Origin of the sequence: Teredinibacter sp. KSP-S5-2 (assembly GCF_032773895.1) — a bacterium.
Lineage (GTDB): Bacteria > Pseudomonadota > Gammaproteobacteria > Pseudomonadales > Cellvibrionaceae.
Map to the genome: position 1 here is coordinate 2,625,470 of NZ_CP120416.1, position 22,608 is coordinate 2,648,077.

The following is a 22,608-nucleotide window of genomic DNA, read 5'->3' on the forward strand; positions in this document are numbered from 1 at the left end:
CGGTTACCCACTCACGCCAGAGCCCAAAACGATATGGAACACTCAAACCCACATATTGCCGTGCCCTACCTCATTGAGACAGTTGCTTTTTTGCTGACGGTGGTCGTTATTGTTCCATTATTTAAAAAGCTGAAAATCAGTCCAATTCTCGGCTATCTCGCTGTTGGGGCAATTATTGGCCCACATAGTATTGCTTTGGTTAAAGATGCACAGGAAGTGCAGCACCTCGCTGAGCTGGGGGTTATATTCTTATTGTTCACCATTGGTCTTGAACTGTCTTTTGATCGCCTCAGATCCTATTCAAAACTTATCTTTGGGCTTGGCACCATGCAGGTGCTCTTTTCCGCACTCGCTATCGGCGCTGTCGCAGTTTTATGGGGTAACCCGGTTAAAGCCTCGATTATTATTGGCTTGTGTCTGGCGTTATCATCAACGGCCATGGTGGTTCAACTTTTAAAAGAAAGCGGGCAAATGTCAGCCACCCACGGACGCACCAGTTTTGCGGTGCTGCTCTTACAAGACCTGGCCGTTGTTCCCATACTTATTTTGCTATCGGTGTTTGGCAGCCAGAGCGAGCAGAATATCTGGCACAGCATTGCGATTTCTTTAATACATGCCTTTTCGGCTGTTGGCTTAATTATTATTCTCGGTCGCTATGTTCTACGTTATCTGTTTCGTGTCGCGTCAAAAACCAATAGCGTTGACGTATTTACCGCAACCATGCTGCTGACTATTTTGGCAATATCCCTTGCTACCGGACTAGCGGGTTTATCCATGGCACTCGGCGCTTTTCTTGCTGGCTTACTGTTGGCAGAAACTGAATTCAGGCACCAAATCGAGGTGGAAATCGAACCCTTCAAAGGGCTACTACTCGGCCTGTTTTTTATGGGCGTGGGTATGAACCTCGATTTTATCGTCGCCGTTGAGAATGGCTTTTGGGTATTGGCTTCGGTATTTGGTCTTATCTTAGTTAAAGCAATTATCGGCACACTATTATCACGGTGCTTTAAATTAACCTGGACTGACTCCATGAGAACAGGTCTTCTGCTATCTGAGGCAGGGGAATTTGCATTTGTCGTAATCGGACAAGCGTCTGCCGCCTACAACTTAATAGATCAAGAGACCGGACAGTTTATGATTGTTGTCGCAGGTCTTTCGATGATCCTGACTCCAGCACTTGCTGCGCTTGGTAATACCATTGCCAAAAGAAAACCTCTGGTGGAAAAGTACGAGCAAATGCTTTTGCCTGAGAATGAAGAAATACACAAGCATGTGATCATCGGCGGCTTTGGTCGGGTTGGTAAATCCGTAGCTGCAGTACTAAAAAGTCAGTCTGTTCCCTACATCGCACTGGATATGAACATCGATAATGTTAAAAAGTTTCGTGAGTCCGACGAGCCTGTTTATTACGGTGATGCTGCACGCCCGGAACTACTGGAAAATGCAGGTGCAAATCAGGCTTCTGTGCTTCTAATAACAATGGATGATCCGATTTCCGCGGAAAATGCTGTTTCCAGCGCAAGAGAGCATTGGCCAGAACTGCCAATTGTTGTGCGGGCACGGGACACGGATTTTAAACTCGAACTGATTGCAGCTGGAGCAAATGCAGTGGTCCCGGAGCCACTCGAAGCCAGCCTACAGCTTTCAGGCCATGTTTTAGAATATACCGGAATGCAAAAACACGAAGTTGAGCAGTGCGTCCAATTAATTCGAGCGCATAATTATCAGGAAATCATTCATCCGAAACTCTAAGCCAGCATAGGTAAACCAAGCGCTAACACAATACTGACGATTAACCCAGTTAGCGCTTTAAAAATATCTTTCACAACCAGATGAGTTGTGTCTTTTATCGGCGGGATAAACATGTGCCAACTTATGGCGAACTGCCTTCCTGCCAACAAACCCAGAAAAACCCATGTGGTGCTCATCGGCATATTGCTCCACTCTTTAAACACAAGAAGAATAATGGCGTAAATAAAATCAATAATGGTTGCCGAACGAATATCTGCAGTACCGGTTTTCTCCGACACAATTTTCTGAATTGCGCCGCCCATCTGAAAAAATATTGCACCCTGTAAAGCAACCAGTAACAGCAACGCCAGTACAAGCACTTCAATGGACATTATCCTCGGAGCATAAACAAAAATATTTGCCAAATCCTGAATCAGCCATTGGCTCCATAAAAAAGCAGTAGCGCCCCACTGTAAAACCACCCAATAGGTTTCTATTGGCTGACCCTTGGTTTTCTCGAAATATTCCGTTGTTTTATTAATCACAAAACGATAAATAACAATGGCTATGACAAAAGCCACTAAATATCCGATACCCGATTTCAACAACATGACATTAATATTTTTCGGATTAAACACCGCAAGAATAAGAAAGGTTGTGCTTACCGGAACACCATAGCGGGTCAACAACAGGATGACCAAAGGAGGTATAACATGAAACCATTGCAACCCCAGTTCCGGCACAGGAAATTTTTCTAGCCGACCATACGCAGGATCACCACCATGGGTGTACCAGCCATAGACGACAACAATAACCAGTACTATTGACGAAAAACACCAGAGTACCCACCAAGGTCGGCGGCAGTTGGAGGCAATAAAGGTTCCTAAGGTTTGGATTGAATCATTGGCAACAATGGAGTAAGCCGCAAGCATAAAGCCCACAACCATATAGATTTCAACTAAAGACATAAGACTTGCCTGTATTCATTCTAATTGGCGTATTGATTCACACAAAAGTCAATTAGATGATGAACACATGACAAGGATATGACCGTTCGATAACAGCCAATAAAAAAATTTGATCAGGACCAAGCAGACAAAAATATTCGCGCACCCATCACAACCAGCAGAATGCAAAACATTATTTTCAATACTTTTTCCGGAAGCTTGCTCGCAACCTTGGCACCAATGGGTGCAAAAAAGACACTGGAGAAAGTTAAAACCAAAAAAGCGGGAACATTGATTAAGCCAATGCTTCCAAATGGTGCTTCAGAAAATTGTTCGCCCGTAATCAAAATAGCCACAACAGAAGGCATGGAAACCATTAAGCCAAAGCTTGCCGCTGTACCAACAGCTCGAATCGCGGTCAAACCAAACGACATCAAAATAGGTACGCCCAATGCGCCACCACCCACACCGGCCATACCCGACAATAACCCCAATACGAATCCAAACGGTACGCGAAGTATAAATATATCTGGAACCTGAAACTTGGCAAAATTTGGAAAAACAAGAAGAAACGCCACGAACCAAAGCATACAAGCGAAAACCAAAGACAGTGCTACACCATGAGTGTTCACCACAAACTGGCTCGCCAAAATAACGCCCAACACAACCGGTATTACTAGCTTTAACGCTACCGATAAATCCATATTACCGAGACGGTAATGGGAGAAAGATGATGAGAGTGCATTCGGTAAAATGACTGACAAAGATGTTGACACCGCCATGGCCATCGCATGCTCATAAACCAAACCATAACGGGTAAAAAGAAACAGTAGCGCGGGCACCATGATCACACCACCGCCCAAGCCAAAAAGACCAGCGATAAAACCAGCAACAACACCAGTCGGCAATAATAAGCTCAACAGAGAAATCAGTTCATTAGTCATTAGGCTGCGTACACCCCGATGGAATAAGCTGGTCAGTGTAGCCAAAAAGACGATGAGAAATTAACCCCAACCATTCTCGTACAGCCCATTCGAGCTTTCGGGAGTTACCGAAAAAATCCCAATTCAGTCTAAAAACATCTTTTTTCAGTGTCTGATGATCGATGGCTACGGGTATTGGGTTCCAACCCTCACGACAAAACACTCCCATTGCTCTGGGCATATGGTAGGCGGAAGTAATCAGCACCCATTTTTCACCAGCATTCGGTTTGATCAAAGCCTTGGTATTTCGAGCATTTTCTCGTGTATTCCGCGACTGATCTTCAAAAAGAATGCGCGATGTATCCATTCCCAGTGAATCAAAAAGCTGTTTAGCCAATTGTGATTCGGTGTAATCAATTTCACTTCGCCGAACAAGGGAGGAACCACCAGAAAACACCAGTTGAGCATTTGGGTACCGATGAGCATATTCGATAAATGAAAAAAGACGTTCAGACGACGATTTTGTTTCAACCTGCTGCCAGTGATAGCTCGTGGCCAGACTAAACGAACCACCTAAAACAATAATGCCGTCGATATCTGGATCTGGATCTATTGAAGGTTGAGTTGAATATTGTTGCTCTAATGGAAGCAACAACCACTCACCTACAGGCAACACGCCATTGATGAGGGTTACAGTGAGGAGAAGCCAAGCCAGATTGCGGCTAAGCTTCTTCCATTGAAGCAATACACTGCATACCGTCGCTATGCAAAGCAGAAAGTATAAACTTTCCGGTGAGACCAATACCCAGATGGATTTGGACGCATAAAAGTAGAGTGTATCCATTTATTGCCAGATTTTATTTTTTCTTTACGTGTTTCATCATACGTCGTTTTTTTTCTACTTGACGTTTACTCAACTTATTCTTACGCCCGGCAAACGGATTGTCTCCGGTTTTAAATTCGATTCTCACGGGAGTACCGTGTAACCCGAGCTCTTTGCGATAAAACTTTTCCAAGTAACGCACATAGTGCACTGGAACTTCTTCAGTTTGATTACCGTGAATAACCACAATGGGTGGATTATGGCCCCCGGAGTGTGCGTAACGTAATTTAATCCGTCGGCCACGTACTAATGGTGGTTGATGTTTCGATGTTGCCGCTTCCAATACACGAGTAAGGAAATTGGTTGAGTGTTTCTCGGTCGCAGCCTGATACGCACGTTTTACCGATTTATATAGATTCCCTACTCCAGAACCATGTAATGCAGAAATAAAGTGCATATCAGCAAAATCCGCAAACTGCAGACGACGTTCAAGTTCAAATTTCACTCTGTCTTTATGATCGTCTTCCAGTCCATCCCATTTATTTAATGCAATAACAACTGCTCTACCGGATTCAATCACATGCCCTAGTAAATGCATATCCTGATCAACAATGCCTTCGCTGGCATCCATGACCAAAATCACCACGTTGGCATCTTCAATCGCCTGTAACGTTTTAATAATGGAGAACTTTTCCACTGACAGTTTGATGTTTTTCCGCCGACGAACACCTGCAGTATCGATAATGGTGTAGTTTTCACCATCTCGCTCGTAATTAATGTAGATACTGTCCCGGGTTGTACCTGGCAAATCAAAAACCACTACCCGCTCTTCCCCGAGCATACGGTTTACCAACGTCGACTTGCCAACGTTTGGACGACCGACAATAGCGATTTTGGTGCCTTTCGCTTCTTCCGGTTCATCTTCCTCTTCCAGTTCAATATGCTCTAAAACCTGCCCCATCAGCTGCGCAACACCACGTCCATGAGCGGCTGCTATACCTGAGATCTCCCCCAAGCCAAGCTCGTAAAAGCTGGCGATTGCGATATCTTCATTCACGCCGTCTATTTTGTTGGCCGCGATAAAAACCGGCTTGTTCAGACTTCTAAGATGTTCCGCAATTTGCGTATCGGCTGAGGTAACACCGTCTCTTGCGTCGACAATAAAAATGATGATATCCGCCTCTTCTGCAGCCAACAGAGACTGCCCGGCCATTGCGCTATCAATACCTTCTTCGTCACCACTAATCCCGCCAGTATCGACCACCATGTAGCGTTTGCCATTATGGACAGCATCACCATACTTACGATCACGAGTAAGCCCGGCATAATTTGCTACTAAGGCATCGCGGGTTTTGGTAAGTCGATTAAACAGTGTTGATTTACCCACGTTCGGGCGTCCAACTAGTGCAACTGTAGGGATCATTGATTAACTCAAAATATATAAATGTTTAACTGCAAAACTGCGTATCAAGCAGAAGTGTGTTTTCTGAAAAGCACAGAACAGTGTCATTTTCAGCGTGCTTATGTACTTCTAGCGCACATAAACACAATAGCAAAGTGTTTAAGCCAAGTATTACCCGAAATAACAACAAAAATGGCCGTTCCCAGAACAGCCATTTCGCACGTCACTCAGATCGCAGTGTATTGAGTTTACTTCAGCTTGTACGCAGTAATTCGGCCGTCATCAGCGAGAATGTAAAGCATCGAATTTGCGCTGACCATTGGCGACCTGAAATCATCACCACTAGGCTTGAAGCGATAAGCAAAGCTACCGTCTTCCTGCTTCAGTAAGTGCAAGTAACCTTTCTCATCGATTACCGCCACATAATCGCCTATTACTGCTGGTGCTTTAATATCACGGCGGTGTAGAAACTCATTTCTCCACTCTTCATTGCCATTAATGGAATTGAAGGCATAAACGGTAGAGTCTTCCGCACTAGCAAAAACCTTTCCGGAATCATAAGCTAAGTCGGTATAAGTCGATAACGGCTTCTTCCACATTGGACGACCTTGCCCCTCTTCAAAAGCACCAATACTGCCCTGAAAAGTTGCCGCATATATTGTCTGCCCTATCACCAATGGCGAGCTATCGACGTCCACAATTTTATCCAGCTCTGTGCTTCCTTTCGGTTGACCCACGCGAGCTTCCCAGAGTGATACGCCTTCTGAAGCGCTGAGCGCAACAATTTGGCCACTCTCAAAGGGCAACAGTACTTTCTGCCCGGCAAATACTGGGGAGGCCGCACCACGTAAAGTCAAAATGGGTACGGGATGGTCAAACGTCCAGACTTTTTCCCCATCTTTAGCATTCAGCCCCATCACCCCACCATCAATGGATTGGGCAACCACAATACGACCATTGGATGCAGGAATGGATGAGATTTCACTACTGGCTTGTTTTTCCCAGAGGACTTCGCCGTTTTCGGCGTTTAACGCAATAATTTCACCGTCATAGGTACCGAGATACAACTGACCATCGGCTTCGGAAATTGCAGCCGAGATGTCTTTTTTCAGAGAGGACTTCCAGATTCTCTTACCCTTGAGGGCATCAAAGGCATATACATTGCCGTCTACATCAGCAACATAAACAGCAGATCGGGTGACTGCAGGCACAAAACGTGAGTATCGTTTATCCTGACCATCGCCCGCACTTCTACTCCAAACTTTCTTCAGTTTTGCCGAGGCTTCAAATTTAACCAGCTTGGCTGGCTTCATTGGGTCGTCTTTCTTGTCCTTTGAAGCACAGCCAGCAAAAACAACGCTGGCTAATAGTACAACGAGAAGAATCCTCACTCGGCGGCCTCCGCTTCGGAATTGACATCAACTTCAGCAACGGCATCAGCCGCTTCGGGTACGCGGGTAGCATCCAGCTTGAGCTGAATAATGCTACGGCGAGAAAACTGTTGTGGTGGCAAGGTATTGAGTGCCAATTGATAGGCTACATTGGCTTTTGCTTTTTCACCTTTCGCAGCAAATACGTCACCACGTAACTCTGCATACAATGAATCGTATGCTGGTGATACAGGGGATGACACCAAACCAAGAGCAGCATCCAACTTACCCTGTGCATAATAGACTTTTGCCAGTCTGGCCTTTGCCAATGTGGCTGTCGATTCATTCGCCGCGCTACTCACAACAGAACTGATGAGTTTTTCAGCTTCTTCCAACTTATTCTCATCGACTTTTAAACGAGCAAGAATCAAGGTTGCCAAATTGTCATAGGCAGTACCGGAGAAGTCTTCGGCGATTTCGTTGGCCAGGCTAACAGCCTTGGATTTTTGTTCGTCACTTAACTCCTGGCCAGGCTGAACTTCGATTGCCTGAACCAGTTGATCGTATTTTTCCGAACCAAGAATAGCCTGTTTCTCGATATGGGCCTCTCTGAAAGACCAACCGGCATAGATAACAATGGCAGCCCCAACTGGAAACACGATGGATTTCCAGCTTTCTTTCCACCAGCGCTTAATGGCTTCAATTTGTTCTTCTTCTGCTAAATGCTCTGCCACAATTAACTCCTAATTCATTATTTGCGTAATTTCGCTTTGTTTTATCGTTTTTTGAGGTTCATCGCTACGCAAATGCTTCACAACGATCTCGTTATTTTCCAACTCATTCTCACCAAGAATGAGAGCTATTTCAGCACCACTTTTGTCAGCTTTTTTCATTTGACTCTTAAAGCTGCCACCCCCGCAGTGCATCTGCAATCTAACATAAGGGCACTCTTTACGGATAGTTTCCGCAAGCTTAAACGCTTGAGGGATCACATTTCCAGCAACCACCAAATAGACATCAGTTGTCTGGAAGATATCCTCAGGAACGGCATTTAATTCCTGCAGCAATAAAATCAGGCGTTCAATCCCCATAGCAAAACCAACAGCCGGAGTCGGTTTGCCACCTAGTTGCTCGACCAAACTATCGTAGCGACCACCGGCACATACCGTGCCCTGCGCCCCTAATTTATCCGTTACCCATTCAAACACTGTTCGGTTGTAGTAATCCAACCCACGAACCAATCGAGGATTCACCTGGTAAGTAACACCAACTGCATCCAAATAGGACTGAAGCTGAGCAAAATGTGCTTTTGATTCTTCGTCCAGGTAGTCAAATAAGGACGGTGCGCCATCCAGTAACTGCTGGGTATTTTGATCTTTACTATCGAGAATTCGCAGAGGGTTGGAAGAAAGTCGTTTCTGACTGTCCTCATCAAGCTGGTCTTTTCGCGCTTCCAAATAAGCGACTAAAGCGTTACGGTACTTGGCCCGAGATTCGTTCGACCCTAAAGAATTGATCTGTAGCGTTACATGCTCGCTCACACCAAGGGTTTGCCACAATTTTGAGGTTATCAGCAATAACTCTGCATCAATGTCGGCACTATCGATGCCATAGGTTTCCACCCCGATTTGGTGGAACTGACGCAACCGCCCTTTCTGTGGTTTTTCATAGCGAAACATTGGGCCGCTATACCACAGTTTTTGTACAAGGGTGCCGCGGTTATAAAGTAACTGGCCTTGCTCGCAGGCTCTTACACAGCTGGCAGTGCCTTCAGGACGCATAGTGATACTCTCACCATTACGATCCTCAAAGGTGTACATTTCTTTTTCGACAATATCGGTAACTTCACCGATCGAACGTTTAAATAAATCCGTTTGCTCAACGATCGGAAAACGTATTTCCTGATAGCCATAGCTATGAAGTAAATCTGCTACGGTAGTTTCCAAGTACTGCCACAACGGTGACTCCGCCGGCAGTAAGTCGTTCATCCCTTTGATTGCTTGTATCTGTTTCAATGAAATTCTCTGTATTTCTGCTAAGCAAAAGGCGCTTATTAAGCCTTTGCAATTAAATTTTCCAGTTGCTCTTCTTTGGCTTTTGCCTTTTCCCGAATAAGGGACTCCAGACTGTCGACCAAATTGTCTTTCTCAAACTTATCGGCGGGTTGACCATCGACGTACACCAAGTTCTTAGGCGTGCCACCTGCCAGTCCAACATCCACTTCTTTTGCTTCACCAGGACCGTTCACCACACAGCCAATCACCGCAACATCCATAGGAGTACGAATGTCTTCCAAGCGGGTTTCAAGCTCGTTCATGGTTTTAATGACATCGAAATTCTGGCGGGAACAGCTTGGGCAAGCAATGAAGTTAATGCCTTTACTGCGAAGTTTCAGGCTTTTTAGAATATCCCAACCCACTTTAACTTCTTCTACCGGGTCGGCAGCAAGAGATACGCGGATGGTATCGCCGATACCATCCATTAATAGCATTCCCAACCCAACGGAAGACTTCACTGTACCGGAGCGTAAACCACCCGCTTCGGTGATCCCCAAATGTAGAGGTTGTTCGATCTGAGTGGCCAGCTTACGGTAGGCAGCAACCGCCATAAACACATCCGAAGCTTTCACGCTGACTTTGAAATTCTGAAAGTCATATCGATCCAATATCTCGACATGACGTAAAGCCGATTCGACCAAAGCTTCCGGTGTAGGCTCGCCGTATTTTTTCTGTAGATCTTTCTCCAAAGAACCGGCATTGACCCCAATACGGATTGGGATGTTCAAGTCTTTAGCCTTATCAATCACCGCCAGGATACGCTTTTCCCGACCAATATTACCTGGATTTATTCTGAGACAATCTACCCCAAGATCGGCAACCCGCAGTGCTATTCGGTAGTCAAAATGAATATCCGCCACCAGCGGTACAGAAACCTGCTTACGAATCTCGCCGAATGCCTCAGCGGCCTCCATGGAAGGAACGGAAACTCGCACGATATCTGCACCGGCATCCTGAATTCTTTGGATTTGGGCTACGGTAGCCGCGACATCGGTTGTTTCAGTATTGGTCATACTCTGCACACTTATCGGTGCATCACCGCCAACCGGAACATCGCCCACCATAATTTGACGGGACACTCGACGTTTTATAGGGGATTCAACATGCATACTTCTACCTACAGCAATCTATTCCCAGCCTATAAGCCCCAATACAGGGGACAATCAGGGCTGTCCGACTTTGAGACGCAGAGTCCGACGACTCCCGGAAGGTGCCGTATCGACCACTTCACCGTTAAGTGTCATATAAACACCGTTGGCATTGCCCATCATCACATCGAAGGGTGCGTCGCCAAAAAGCTGCAGATTATCCCCTTTGCGCTTAAGTTGCGCAATTAGTTGCTCGCCATTGGCGTCTTTTATCTCAACCCAGCTATCTTCAGAGAAGGTTAATACCAGGCTGTCTTTACCGGACTCCATACTTTCTATAGGGGAAGTATCCTGTTGCTCGTCACTTACTGATTCAACGTCAGTTTCAACAAAACCCGTGCTTTGCGATTCCTCTTCGGGTGAAGCGAAGTTTTCTTCCACGTCCGGCTCAGACTCAGGTACAACAACGAAAGCCTCCTCTTCCGTCACTGCAGCCTCAGGTTCAGCCACCGCGGAAGTCTCCTCCGTTTTTTGCTCCATCGATACTTCGGAACGAAGGCTCTCGCTTTCAATAGTTCCAGTATCTGGCTGCTCTTCGGACAGAAATACCGCAATCAAGATCCAGGCAACGACAGCCAAGCCAACAAATCCCAATGCAGGGATTTTTTTAACGACTCCCAAGGCCGGAAGAATAGCACTGGGTGAGCGATTGAACTCGTCTTTGTCTTTTTGTGAAAGACCAGCGCCCGAACTGTCTAACGAATACTCATGAGACACTGCCGCGCCTGCTTCAAACGCATGCACAATTTCATCTGTATCAATACCGACTAAGCGGCCATATTTTCGAATATAGGCAACAATGTATGTGCTGGACCCAAGATCGTCATACTTATCGTCTTCAAGGTCTTTCAGTTTTTTCAAGGGAATCAGCGTGTCATCAGCGATCGATTGGAGACTGATCCCCTTTTCCTCACGCATTTGTTTCAAATAGGCCCCAGGACGTCCGTGAATAAGGTAGTTCTCTTGAGTCGCAGATAAATCAGATTCAGTCATTTACACAACCTGGCTCTTATTTTTTTTGATTTTCGATGTACGTTTTGTAATCCAAGTACTCTTGCGAGTATGGATGGAGGTTCTTCAACGCCAACGCGTAGCTTGCTTCTTTGTCCTTATTACCAAAAATACGTTCGATACGTATCCCCAGCCACAAACTTCGAGGCGTATGCCGCGAGTTTTTGGCAAACCGATCAAGATACTTTTTGGCCTGTGAATAATCCCGCTCCTCAAAAGACAAGACTGCCAATTCCAAAGCAGGGTCTCCATAGCGTCGATTCAAACCTAACGCTCGCTCAAAGGCCCCCACTGCCCTCACCTTATTATTCAATTCCAGAGACGTTAACCCAAGGTAAAAGAGTGCTTCAGATCGCCTTATATACTGAATATCATCCCCAGACATTTCAAAATATTTGAACGCTTTTGTGTAATCTTCCCGTTCAAAAAGAAAACGACCGTAGGAAAAATAAATACTGCTTTTGGAGAAATCCGATCGCGATTTGAGCGCTTTCTGGAAGCTGTGTTCCGCACGCTCATATTCGCCATTGAGTTGATACACCAGAGCCATACCCTGGTTTGCTTCTGCTGATCGATGATCCGCCTCCAGCGCTTTACCAAACGCCCTGATTGCCCCTTCTCTATTGTCCCGCTCAAGATAGGCCATGCCTAACTTAACGTTTGCCTCAACCACCTGCTGCTTATTAACTTTGGTTTTTGGTTTGTCCATTGTTGTAACACAGCCGGCTGCACAAAATGCAACCAGTACTGCAGCAAAAACAATACTCTTTTTCTTCATCGGACCCCCAAACAGTTCCGGTAGACTTTTAGTTCACCATTTTTACCGGTATGTAATCGCCTTCAGCCTTCAACAGTCGCTCTGCGTCCATTTTGTAGCGAGCACTGCGCTTAGTTCTGTCATTGACCTGTCCAGCCAGTTGACCACATGCAGCGTCGATATCATCTCCACGAGTGGTCCGCACAGTGGTGGTGTAACCCGCTTCAATCAATATGGTCTGAAAACGTCTCAAAGCATTGTTGCTCACCCTTTTATAGTTCGATAAACCAAAAGGATTAAACGGAATCAGGTTAATTTTTACTGGAATATCTCTCAATAGATCAGCCAGTTGATGCGCATGTTCAGGTCGATCATTAATCTGATCGATCAATGTGTATTCGATTGTAATTTTCCGATGTGTATCGGGCAGCCCTTCAATATAACGTTTTGCCGATGCCAACAATTCCGCTATCGGGTATTTCTTGTTCAACGGCACTAACTGATTTCTCAGTTCATCATTCGGTGCGTGCAGCGAAATAGCCAGGCAAGCGTCAGTATACTGCCCCAGTTTGTCCAAAGCCGGAACCAGCCCGGAAGTACTCAAGGTTACTCTGCGCTTGGATAAGCCATAGCAATTGTCATGCATCATTAGATGCATGGAATCCACCACATTTCGAAAGTTCAGTAGAGGCTCTCCCATCCCCATAAACACCACATTTGTGACCTTTCTGGGCCCTTTTTCTGCTAGTTGGCCAAACGACTTGGCCGCCAGCCACACCTGGCCAATAATCTCGGATGCGGTTAAATCCCGGTTAAAGCCCTGCTTACCTGTTGAGCAGAAGCTACAGTCCAACGAACAACCGACCTGAGATGATACACAGAGTGTTCCCCTTTCCCCATCAGGTATGTAAACAGTTTCAATGGCATTTCCACCGCCGACCTGGATCAAAAATTTCCGAGTTCCATCGGCAGAGTCCCATTGCTGAATCACCTCAGGTGCACGCACCTCGGCGACAAACTCAAGCTTGTTGCGTAGGTCTTTACTCAGATTGGTCATTTCCTGAAAATCGGTTACTCCAAGCTGGTGTATCCATTTCAAAACCTGAGTCGCACGAAAGCGCTTTTCACCAATCACCTCAAAAAACGACTCCAACCTCGATTGAGTCATTCCCATTAGGTTAATTTTGTTAGCCATCGGATCATCGCTGTCTGCAGCGGATTCGACGCCAGTAGTTTCACTACTCACTACTGTTATACCTCTTGAATGTGCTGAATAAAGATCATGAACGGGAGAAGATCTCTTCCGGCTTGAAGAAATAAGCGATCTCTCTCTCCGCTGATGCGGGAGAATCAGACCCATGTACCGCATTACGAGTTAATGAATCGGCGTACAGCTTACGCAGAGTGCCCTCTGCAGCGTTTTCCGGGTTGGTAGATCCCATCAATTCTCTATTGCGGTCGATCGCATTCTCTGCCTCTAAAACCTGAACCATAATTGGCCCGGAAGTCATGAACTCAAGTAAGTTTTCAAAAAATGGCTTTCCCTCATGCTCGGCGTAGAAGCCTTTAGCTTGCGCCTCATCCATATGAATCATCTTGGACGCCACAATTGTCAGGCCTGATTCTTCAAAACGCGCATAAATACGGCCAATTACGTTTCTTGCCACAGCATTTGGCTTAACAATTGATAGAGTTCTTTCGATTGCCATTAACTACCACCCTCTTTGGTTTCGGTTCTTCTTGGTGGTTATCATCTCGTCCACCTTATTATGTCGTGATCTCGATTATACTGATTTAACCTGAGCATTGACACGTAAACCGTTGATTTTGCTTTAGCATATGTTTTTCGCCAAGCCCTCCGTGACTGGGGCTGCGTCGAATTAGGGTTCCTGTGTCATCTGGCCACCCAGCAAAAACGTACACCGGATATCATTTTTTGGGAGATAACAATGAAAAAACTACTCAAGATCCTGCTCGCCCCCATTCTGGCTATTGCTCAAATTGCGGGCATAAGCACCGCTAGTGCTGAATCAGCCAACCTGGAACTCCCCGCAGACGGAAGCTGCCCAAGCTTTCTGAATCAAACATTTCGTAAACTCCACAGCTCAGATGAGATCAATCTTTGTCAGTTGTATCAGGGAAAACCTTTATTAATTGTTAATACAGCCAGTCACTGCGGCTTCACGCCACAGTTTAAAGGTCTGGAAGCCCTTTACAAAAAATATCAAGATCAAGGCTTCCACATCATTGGCTTTTCTTCCAACGATTTTAAACAAGCGGCTAAAACCGAAGAGAAAGCGGCAGAAATCTGCTACAAAAACTACGGAGTTAGCTTTACCATGCTCGCCCAAACAAAAGTTCGAGGCAAAAAGGCGAACCCGGTTTTTCAGTACCTGGCAGACAAGACGTCCAAACCGTCATGGAACTTCAACAAGTACCTAATCTTACCGAAGCAAAATAAGCTACTGAAGTTCGGCAGCAGCACTAAGCCTCAAGATTCGCAAATAGAAGAAGCCATTAGAAGAGATCTGGAAACAAACTAGATGGATATCCGAAATTCTAAAACACTACTTAAAACAGAGAATGGCGACCAAGCCACTATTTTAACTCACGGCGCGCATATTATTTCCTGGATACCCAAAGACAGCGAAATAAATCAACTGTACCTGAGCACAAAATCCCACTTCAAGGAAGGCACCGCCATACGTGGCGGTGTTCCTATTCTGTTCCCTCAATTTGGTAACGCGGGGAACTATCAAAAGCACGGGTTTGCGCGCAACATTCATTGGTCTCTCGTTTCAGAGATCAGTGACACTCGATCAGCTGTAGCGGAATTTACGTTACAGAGTGACTCAGAAACCAAAAAGCTATGGCCCTTTAAATTCTCAGCTCTGTATCAGGTCGAAATAACAGCCAACTGCTTACGCATGACACTGCAGATAAAAAATATTGACGACAAAGATATAGAGTTCACCAACGGTTTACACAGCTACTTTGCAATAGAAAATAATGAATCAGCTCAGCTCGAAGGATTTGAAAGCGTTCAATATCGCGATCTAGGTGCTGGAGATTGGAAAACCCAAGAAGGAAAAATTACGTTTGAATCTAATTTGGATAGAGTTTACAAAGATAGTCAGCGAAGCTTGACCCTTCACAAAGAAAGTGGAACATTCAAAATTGAACAAACGGGGTTTGGTAATACTGTAATCTGGAACCCAGGAAGCAAACACACACCAGAAATACCGGATATGGAAAGCGATGGTTACAAAAGTTTTGTTTGTATCGAGCCAGCCAACTTTGACAAACCAACTGCATTAAAACCCAACGAAGAATGGCAAGGCACACAGACTATTGTTTTTAATAAAGCTTAAAACAGTTCTATTGCAGGGCCACCAAAGCTCTCGACATCGTTTGAAGCCATTTGAATTTCTTTCACTTCATCTTTTGAAAGAGACTCTATGGCTTCAGTCAAAAGGTTGCACAAATCCTGGTTGGATTCAATTTGCCCTTGAATAATATCAACCTGCTTAGAAATAGACTGATTGATAATATCTAACACCATCTCCTCTTGATCCGCCTCCAATGCTAATGAAGGAAAGCGAGCAATTAGATTACTTAACAAATCTTCAGAAATAGTATGATAATTTTGTATAAGTTGTTTATTTGCCGTAACAATGCCGCGTATTGATTCCCTTAGTTTATTCGACAACTGATCTTTTGCAGTTTGATGTTGCTGATGTACATTTATATGCGTGATATGTTTATTACACCAAGACTGAACCGAGTCGACAAATAGTAAAAGGTTATCCTGCAAAATATCTACAAAATCTCCATGAACACTATGCGTATCAACCAGAAAATATGTATTACCAGTTTTAATAGATAAAAAACCATCTTCACGCAACACTTTTTGGCAAAGGTCATAGCAATTTGCACATGAACGCATTTTCAGCATTAACTCCCTCTTTACTCCATGACCAAACATCCTTTTTACCGATTCACCTTCGACCTCAATACGAAAGAAACCAGACAAATTCAAATCGGTTAAAAAGATGAGGCAACTGCTCTCCAGTGAACCTAACGTTGATGCGGACAAAATACTTCGCACTGCTCGAACAATCACACCACATTGAAAAGCATGAATAGAACTGCCTTGATAATACTTTTTCTCTGCAGTATTTGAATAGCTATTCACTAATTCGGCCTCCAATCCCAAAAACATACAAAGCAAATTGAGTACAGACCATTGCGAAGTGATAACCATTATTAACTGATTCACTTTTTCGTGTTTTGTACATTATCAATGTAAGTATGCGCCTTTTGTACTTTTCGTAATAACTATTCCAAATGGTTCTCTTTTAATACCGACATTTTAGAAATTACTGATAAAAGAAAGTCGGTTAAATTCTTGTTTTAGTTAAAGAAAGATAGAAATTGAGTACACCCAATACCTCTCTGTAGGTAGTATTATCTAGCGTATACATTGGAAGAAAAGTCCATTAACCGCAACAAAAATTACGGGGAAATGACCAGGAAGCCAATCCTCACAATTACCTGACAATATATGCGGAATGTGTACATTTTATACCTTTTGTATACATTAATTAGCGCTATTATATAAATAATGGCTATATAGAGAGATACTTTTAATCGATGCAACTAGTTTCCGAAAGCTACAAAACCATTGAAGAATATGAACAGGAAGTCAAGCGGGCCAATTACCGAAACCTGGAGGTATTGCAAACAGCAAAAGGCTGTTTCGACACCAAAATGCGTGCGGCAATTGTTGGCTCAACGTCACTAATTGACCGCAATGTTTCAATTGCCTCGATTCAGACATTACAGCTAAGCGACTCTCTTTGCCGCATAGTTATCCCCTATAACTGTCAAGCTCCTTTAATTAATGGTGATGAGATTACGGATAATAAGGTTTTATTAATTGCGCCAGAAGAAGAAATTTTTGCCGTACTTCCTGACAACTTCCACACCATTTCTTTTGGTGTAAAAACCGATCAGTTTGCCAAATATTTCCAGGAAGGAGAGTTAGAAAAACTCTACACAAACTCAAGCAAACTAAGGTCGCACAACATTTTAGGTAATATCCACCGGGCGAAAGAGTACCTTGTACAATATACCCACGCGCTATTTTCCCAAATCAGCTCGATACCAAGAGAAGCGATTACTGATATTGAGGACAGTATTCTTTTGGTACTGGAATACATGTTGCGTCCCAAGGTTTACTATTGGAAAGAGCCCAACTTGGCAACCCGCCTTGCAATTGTAAGACGTTCACGCGAGTATCTTGCCTCTTCAAAACGCAACTCCGTATCGGTGTTGGAGTTGAGCAAACAAGCCTGCTGCAGCGTAAGATCCCTAGAATATGCTTTTAAAGACATTCTGGGCATTACACCAAAACGCTACTTAAATATCCGCAAAACACACCAAATTCGATCGCACCTAGTACATACTGGCGGCAGAAGTATAAACAGCGTGTTAAAAAAATTTGGTGTGATTAATCAAGGGCGATTTAGTAGCGACTACAACAGATTATTTGGCGAATACCCCAAAGATACACTCGCCCGAATTCGTCGTACTTAAACATCCACGTTTAAATTGTTTCTTTGTACAGGATAAGCTTGCCATCTTCATGGCGAGTTTTTACCTGTAGCGCCAATTTCAGAGTAAACAGAAACGAAGACGTATCCCCAGCATGAAAAATACCGGTAACCTTTTCTTGTTTTAAAGTGTCATCACGAATTTCGATTTCATAATCAAGGTATCTGTTATAGTCGGCAACGGCTTCTGAGAGGGAAGTATTTTTAAAGTAGATTTTCCTCTCCCTCCAAGCATTAATTCTCTCGAATTCAACAGCTTTAGGTTTAACAGTATTGCCGCTATCCAAAATGCTCGCAGCCTCCCCCACCTTTAACTGAGTGGCAGGCAGGGAAACGGAATCAATACTTGGCGTTAGTTCCACCACACCTTCTGTTACATCAACGGCCACAGAATTAACAAACGGGTCAAAACTAATATTAAACGCCGTCCCCACTGCGGTTACCTTACTCTCGTCGATTGACACAACGAAAGGACGTTGCCTATCTTTTGCCACATCAAAATACACTTCGCCTTTGACAAGGGTAAGTTCACGCATATCGGATGAGTACTTTACCTTTAGTTCACTATTTGTATTTAAAGTAACTTGCGAGCCATCATCGAGCTTTATCAACCTTTGTTCGCCGACTTTTGTGGTGTAGGTTATCGCAGAGGGGTATAAAGCTATTTTTGCAATAAAGAGGCACAAAAACAGTAATGACACCGCAGCAATTGCCCGCGGCGTATAGAGATGTTTTAAAAAGCCGTATTTAACAGTATGCTCAGCCGTATTAGTAGTAAGGCTCGCCTGCACCGACTGGCGAATGTTCATAATATCCAGATCCTGGCTTAAAGCATCGGTCATCAACCACGCTGCCATACAACGTTCATATGCAGATACGTGTTCTGCACTCGTCGCAAGCCACTGCTGGAACGCCTCATCCTGCTCAGATGTGCGACTACCTCTATGTTTAGCAAACCAAGCGGCTGCTTCAGTCTCGATTATGTCGATACGACTAGTATCATTCATGAGTATTAAACTATACCTCTCAATTGAGCCTGCAGTTTTTTACAAGCCTTACTCATATGCCGTTCAACCGTTCTGGTACTGATATCGAGTGCCGATGCTATTTCGGAATAAGACATCTCTTCAAAACGACTTAGCACAAATATTTTTTGGGTTAACGGGGGAAGCTCAACCAATACTGCCTTTAATTTATCTATAGATTTATCCCAATTTAAAGCACTTAATGGATTATTGTCTTCGGATTCAAACAACTCTTCATTAAATTCGACATGATAAGAATGGTATCGGTTAACTCGACTTCGAATAGTATCCCTTACCAGATTAGTGGCAATGGTAAAAAGATAGGCTCGAGCATTTTCTTCAATTTTTTTTAGATTGTCCTGTCTCAGTAAGCGAACATAGGTTTCTTGCAGGATTTCAGACGCCTCGTGTTGGGCACCTGGCAATATTCCTAATATATAGCGGTACAAACAGCCTCGATGTCGGTTATACAACTGTTCGACATACTTTCTGTTATAAGTTTCTTCAGAGATTTCCTCTGATTTTTGTCTTTGGTAGTCTAGAGACACTACCTTTGGGTTCATCATCGACATATGCTGTAAGAAAAACTCACTTATTCTATTTTTTTATTTCCAGACATCATTAACTCTAAACTCCCCCATAAAACGCCGAGGCTGTCTAATCCCCGACACGAAAATTTGCAAACTGTCCCCGGCTTAATTAAGGTAGGCCCGGGATTGCCCCAACATAACCATGCAAAAACAATGGTTTAATTGTGCATTATTAAGTGTATTCTGTACACATTATGCACAGAATAGAATAACAAGCTAGCCAAGATCTAATATGGGTCTATTTCGAACCTTACGGTCACTACACAAAATACTACTGCTACTTGGCGCCACAATTACGCTTAATACAGCATGCTATTCACACGCCAACAGTCATTCGCAAAGTGATTTGATCGAATTTGACATCCCTCCACAACCATTGCATGCAGCATTAACACTCTTTGCAGAGCAAGCAGATATTCAGATTCTTTTTCAAGAGAATGAGATTCCTCAAACTCAATCCAATTCACTAAAAGGAAAGTATTCTGCAGCCAAGGCACTACATCAGCTTATCGAAAACACGTCTCTTAAATACCGGTTTGGAGCTTCAAATGTTGTTGTTATTTATATACAAACACTAAAAAACAACCAGAAGGAATCGGTAGTAATTACACCGCAAACCACTCCGCCTTCTGCGGATAAACGTGAGATCGAAGAAATACTGATTACCGGTTTTCGCTCAAGCATCGCCCGCTCTATTGCCATAAAAAAATTTCATTCCAACTTTTCTGACAGTATTTCTGTTGAAGACATTGGTAAATTCCCGGATAAAAATATTGCTGATGCCTTGCAACGCGTTCCAGGCGTATCGGTTGATCGAGTTTGGGGAGAAGGTCGAGATATTAATATTCGCGGCACGGATAAAGATGTCAATCGAACACTGCTAAACGGTCAAAATGTCGCGTCTGCATACTGGTGGGCAAATGACAGCTTGGGCCGAGGATTTAATTATTCAATATTGGCTTCGGAATTGGTTGATACGGTTGAAATTATCAAAAGCCCACGTGCAGATCTGGATGAAGGCAGTATTGGCGGAAGTGTATATTTAAAAACCCGCTATCCTTTAGCTTACGAACAAAACAACATACGAACTTCACTGGAAACCCAATATAGTAGCTTACCCGACAAATGGAATCCGCAAACCAGCTTACTCATAAACTGGACCAACCAACCGCAAAACTTTGGGTTTATCACATCCCTTAATTATCAGGAACGAAGTGTACGACGAGATGGCCTTGAGACTTTTCCCCGGGATCAAAGCTACAGCATTACCGATGAAAATAACAATACATATGAAGAAATCCACATTCCCTGGGGAATAGGTTCTGCGATATTTCAGCAAGAAAGAAAACGCTTTACCGGTCACACAGCTATTCAATGGCAACCTCTTAGCAATCTGGATATCAAGATTGATGCTGTTCGATCAAATATGGATATGGACAACTCAAACCAAAACTATTTGGCGTTATTTGATTTATCACTACTTGATAAAAACACCCCCGTAGAAGTATTCAGACCACAAATAACCTCCGCGAGTAATGGCAAAAAACACCTTGTTTCAGGCACCTTAGGAACAAACCAATCTGAATTAACCGCCCTTGACGCCATTTTCAGGGAAGCAAAAATAGAAACCGAATTTTACGATATTGATATCACTTACGAATATGATTCTTTTGTTTTTCATTCCCAGCTTGGTATGACTAAAGCCAAAGGCGGCAGTGACCACGATTACCTCTTTCGCTTTACTGGTAACTCAGGGGTTAAATTCAATTTGGCACCAAAAGCCATTGAGTTTAAATTTCTAGATATAGACCCCGTCGATGATAGCGACAAACTTTATCTTTCCAACGGATCCCGTGATTGGGTTAGATCAATGCAAGATAAAGAAAATTTCGCGCAATTCGACGCAACTTACTTCACTGACGCAGGCTTGTTGAATTATTTAAAAGCAGGGGTAAAAGTTCGAGACAGAACAACAAAAAATAGAAGAGCCATAGGAATTATTCCGGACAACCATTCAGCATGGGAAACACCCGAACGGTTATCTTTAATCCATTACACAAGCACAACCACACCGAAATTACATCAAGAAACAGCTACAGAAAACTCTTTGACGCAATATGCTATGGCTGATTTTGATCTACTCAATCAAGGTTTATTACAGTATCAGAATACGCCCCTATTTTTCTATCAAGATGATCCGTCATCTAACTACACTATTTCCGAGCTGATTAGCACTGCATATCTAATGGCTGACATTTCCTATAAGCAACTGGATATGGATTTTGGGGTTCGCTGGTCTCACACAGATCAAACATCGGAAGGAATAAATCTAAAAGGTCAAACCACAATTGTTGAACGTGACTATCAAAATATTTTGCCAAATTTTAATTTAAAATGGACATTGACAGATATGCTTCTTGCACGTTTTTCTGCAGCAAAAGTGATGGCGAGACCTTCTTTTACCAACCTCACAAGCAATGTCATAATTGACGGTGAAAGTAACAACGCAACAGCAGGCAATCCATATCTAAAACCATACTCTGCCAACCAGTCTGACTTGGGGCTTGAATGGTATTTTTCTGATTCTGCACTATTAGCAGCAAATATTTTTTATAAAAAACTTTCAACATTTTTATTTATTAAAAGCTCAGTTGAAGACATTGATGGGACGCTGGTGAATGTTGGACGCCCCCAAAATGCGCCAGCGCTGGATATTTTTGGCCTGGAACTTCAGTGGCACCAACCTCTATGGAAAGGACTGGGCATTACCAGCAACTACACCTATACCGAACCACAAACACAAACCTACCCAGGTATCGACTCAATCAACCTTCCCGGAAATTCAAAAGACCAACTTAATGCTTCACTCTTTTACGAAAACAACGATCTGAGTGCACGGGTTTCCTACAATTATCGATCACAATCGTATGGTGGTTTTACAGGAGGCAGTCAGGATGTCACCGATGAATACTACCAATGGGATGCATCCCTACAGTGGAGTCTGACAAGCAATCTGGATATTTACTTAAATGTGATTAACTTCACAAATGAAATTGTGAACTACAACACATCAGAAGGAATACCAATTGGATTTTATGAGAACGGAAGAAGAATATCGCTTGGCGCAAAATTCATCTTATTTTGATTGAAATATAAAAAAGGCCGACGGGACGCTGGCAGTTGCATTACCCAATCGGCCAAAAAAACTT

At 43.7% G+C, this 22,608-nt stretch carries 20 protein-coding genes; 5 read left to right on the plus strand and 15 right to left on the minus strand.

Translation table 11 applies throughout. The features are described 5' to 3' along the window. Positions 1–33 precede the first annotated feature (33 nt). Positions 34–1,752, plus strand: a complete 1,719-nt coding sequence (locus P5V12_RS11430) for a monovalent cation:proton antiporter-2 (CPA2) family protein (RefSeq protein WP_316953219.1) — start codon at positions 34–36, stop codon at positions 1,750–1,752. Here P5V12_RS11430 and P5V12_RS11435 read toward each other — a convergent pair. The 12 genes from P5V12_RS11435 to ndk form a co-directional block, all read right to left on the minus strand. After that, on the minus strand, positions 1,749–2,699 hold the full coding sequence (locus tag P5V12_RS11435; RefSeq protein WP_316953220.1) for a hypothetical protein: 951 nt from the start codon (positions 2,697–2,699) through the stop codon (positions 1,749–1,751). The two genes, P5V12_RS11430 and P5V12_RS11435, sit on opposite strands and share 4 nt — an antisense overlap. A 113-nt stretch (positions 2,700–2,812) precedes the next feature. After that, the gene (locus tag P5V12_RS11440) at positions 2,813–3,622 is read right to left on the minus strand and encodes a sulfite exporter TauE/SafE family protein (RefSeq protein ID WP_316953221.1); all 810 of its coding nucleotides are present in this window, start codon (positions 3,620–3,622) and stop codon (positions 2,813–2,815) included. Further along, positions 3,615–4,445 (minus strand): YdcF family protein, encoded by an 831-nt coding sequence (locus P5V12_RS11445; RefSeq protein WP_316953222.1) that lies wholly within the window; start codon positions 4,443–4,445, stop codon positions 3,615–3,617. The genes P5V12_RS11440 and P5V12_RS11445 overlap by 8 nt, the downstream gene beginning before the upstream one ends. A gap of 13 nt (positions 4,446–4,458) precedes the next feature. Continuing rightward, positions 4,459–5,847, minus strand: a complete 1,389-nt coding sequence (der, locus tag P5V12_RS11450) for a ribosome biogenesis GTPase Der (protein WP_316953223.1) — start codon at positions 5,845–5,847, stop codon at positions 4,459–4,461. Between the two features lie 227 nt (positions 5,848–6,074). Beyond that, the gene (gene bamB / locus P5V12_RS11455; RefSeq protein WP_316953224.1) at positions 6,075–7,217 is read right to left on the minus strand and encodes an outer membrane protein assembly factor BamB; all 1,143 of its coding nucleotides are present in this window, start codon (positions 7,215–7,217) and stop codon (positions 6,075–6,077) included. Then, on the minus strand, positions 7,214–7,930 hold the full coding sequence (locus P5V12_RS11460; RefSeq protein WP_316953225.1) for a YfgM family protein: 717 nt from the start codon (positions 7,928–7,930) through the stop codon (positions 7,214–7,216). Before P5V12_RS11460 ends, bamB begins: the two co-directional genes overlap by 4 nt. Before the next feature lie 9 nt (positions 7,931–7,939). Further along, positions 7,940–9,211, minus strand: a complete 1,272-nt coding sequence (hisS, locus tag P5V12_RS11465) for a histidine--tRNA ligase (RefSeq protein ID WP_316953226.1) — start codon at positions 9,209–9,211, stop codon at positions 7,940–7,942. Positions 9,212–9,249: 38 nt separating this feature from the next. Further along, entirely contained in the window at positions 9,250–10,362 is a 1,113-nt protein-coding gene (gene ispG / locus P5V12_RS11470) for a flavodoxin-dependent (E)-4-hydroxy-3-methylbut-2-enyl-diphosphate synthase (protein WP_316953227.1), read from the minus strand. Between the two features lie 54 nt (positions 10,363–10,416). Continuing rightward, a complete protein-coding gene (locus tag P5V12_RS11475; RefSeq protein WP_316953228.1) occupies positions 10,417–11,394 on the minus strand; it encodes a RodZ domain-containing protein in 978 nt (325 codons plus the stop codon). A 16-nt stretch (positions 11,395–11,410) separates the two neighbouring features. Continuing rightward, positions 11,411–12,190, minus strand: a complete 780-nt coding sequence (gene pilW / locus P5V12_RS11480; RefSeq protein ID WP_316953229.1) for a type IV pilus biogenesis/stability protein PilW — start codon at positions 12,188–12,190, stop codon at positions 11,411–11,413. A 28-nt stretch (positions 12,191–12,218) separates the two neighbouring features. Continuing rightward, entirely contained in the window at positions 12,219–13,364 is a 1,146-nt protein-coding gene (gene rlmN / locus P5V12_RS11485) for a 23S rRNA (adenine(2503)-C(2))-methyltransferase RlmN (protein WP_316957422.1), read from the minus strand. Positions 13,365–13,449: 85 nt separating this feature from the next. After that, positions 13,450–13,878: a nucleoside-diphosphate kinase gene (ndk, locus tag P5V12_RS11490; RefSeq protein ID WP_316953230.1), complete on the minus strand. Its 429-nt coding sequence runs from the start codon at positions 13,876–13,878 to the stop codon at positions 13,450–13,452. 240 nt (positions 13,879–14,118) lie between these two features. On the opposite strand from ndk, the gene P5V12_RS11495 reads away from it, so the two are divergent. Next, on the plus strand, positions 14,119–14,712 hold the full coding sequence (locus P5V12_RS11495; RefSeq protein WP_316953231.1) for a glutathione peroxidase: 594 nt from the start codon (positions 14,119–14,121) through the stop codon (positions 14,710–14,712). Next, positions 14,713–15,540, plus strand: coding sequence for a D-hexose-6-phosphate mutarotase (locus P5V12_RS11500; RefSeq protein WP_316953232.1), 828 nt, complete (start codon positions 14,713–14,715; stop codon positions 15,538–15,540). On the opposite strand, the gene P5V12_RS11505 is transcribed toward P5V12_RS11500, so the two are convergent. Continuing rightward, positions 15,537–16,364 carry a hypothetical protein gene (locus P5V12_RS11505; protein ID WP_316953233.1) on the minus strand — a complete coding sequence of 276 codons (828 nt, stop codon included), beginning with the start codon at positions 16,362–16,364 and terminating at the stop codon, positions 15,537–15,539. The two genes, P5V12_RS11500 and P5V12_RS11505, sit on opposite strands and share 4 nt — an antisense overlap. Before the next feature lie 458 nt (positions 16,365–16,822). On the opposite strand from P5V12_RS11505, the gene P5V12_RS11510 reads away from it, so the two are divergent. After that, entirely contained in the window at positions 16,823–17,767 is a 945-nt protein-coding gene (locus P5V12_RS11510; protein WP_316953234.1) for a helix-turn-helix domain-containing protein, read from the plus strand. A gap of 10 nt (positions 17,768–17,777) precedes the next feature. Here the strand turns inward: P5V12_RS11510 and P5V12_RS11515 are convergent, their stop codons facing one another. Then, positions 17,778–18,791 (minus strand): FecR family protein, encoded by a 1,014-nt coding sequence (locus tag P5V12_RS11515; RefSeq protein ID WP_316953235.1) that lies wholly within the window; start codon positions 18,789–18,791, stop codon positions 17,778–17,780. Between the two features lie 5 nt (positions 18,792–18,796). Next, positions 18,797–19,375, minus strand: a complete 579-nt coding sequence (locus P5V12_RS11520) for an RNA polymerase sigma factor (protein ID WP_316953236.1) — start codon at positions 19,373–19,375, stop codon at positions 18,797–18,799. A gap of 256 nt (positions 19,376–19,631) precedes the next feature. On the opposite strand from P5V12_RS11520, the gene P5V12_RS11525 reads away from it, so the two are divergent. Next, on the plus strand, positions 19,632–22,544 hold the full coding sequence (locus tag P5V12_RS11525; RefSeq protein ID WP_316953237.1) for a TonB-dependent receptor: 2,913 nt from the start codon (positions 19,632–19,634) through the stop codon (positions 22,542–22,544). The last annotated feature ends 64 nt before the right edge of the window (positions 22,545–22,608 follow it).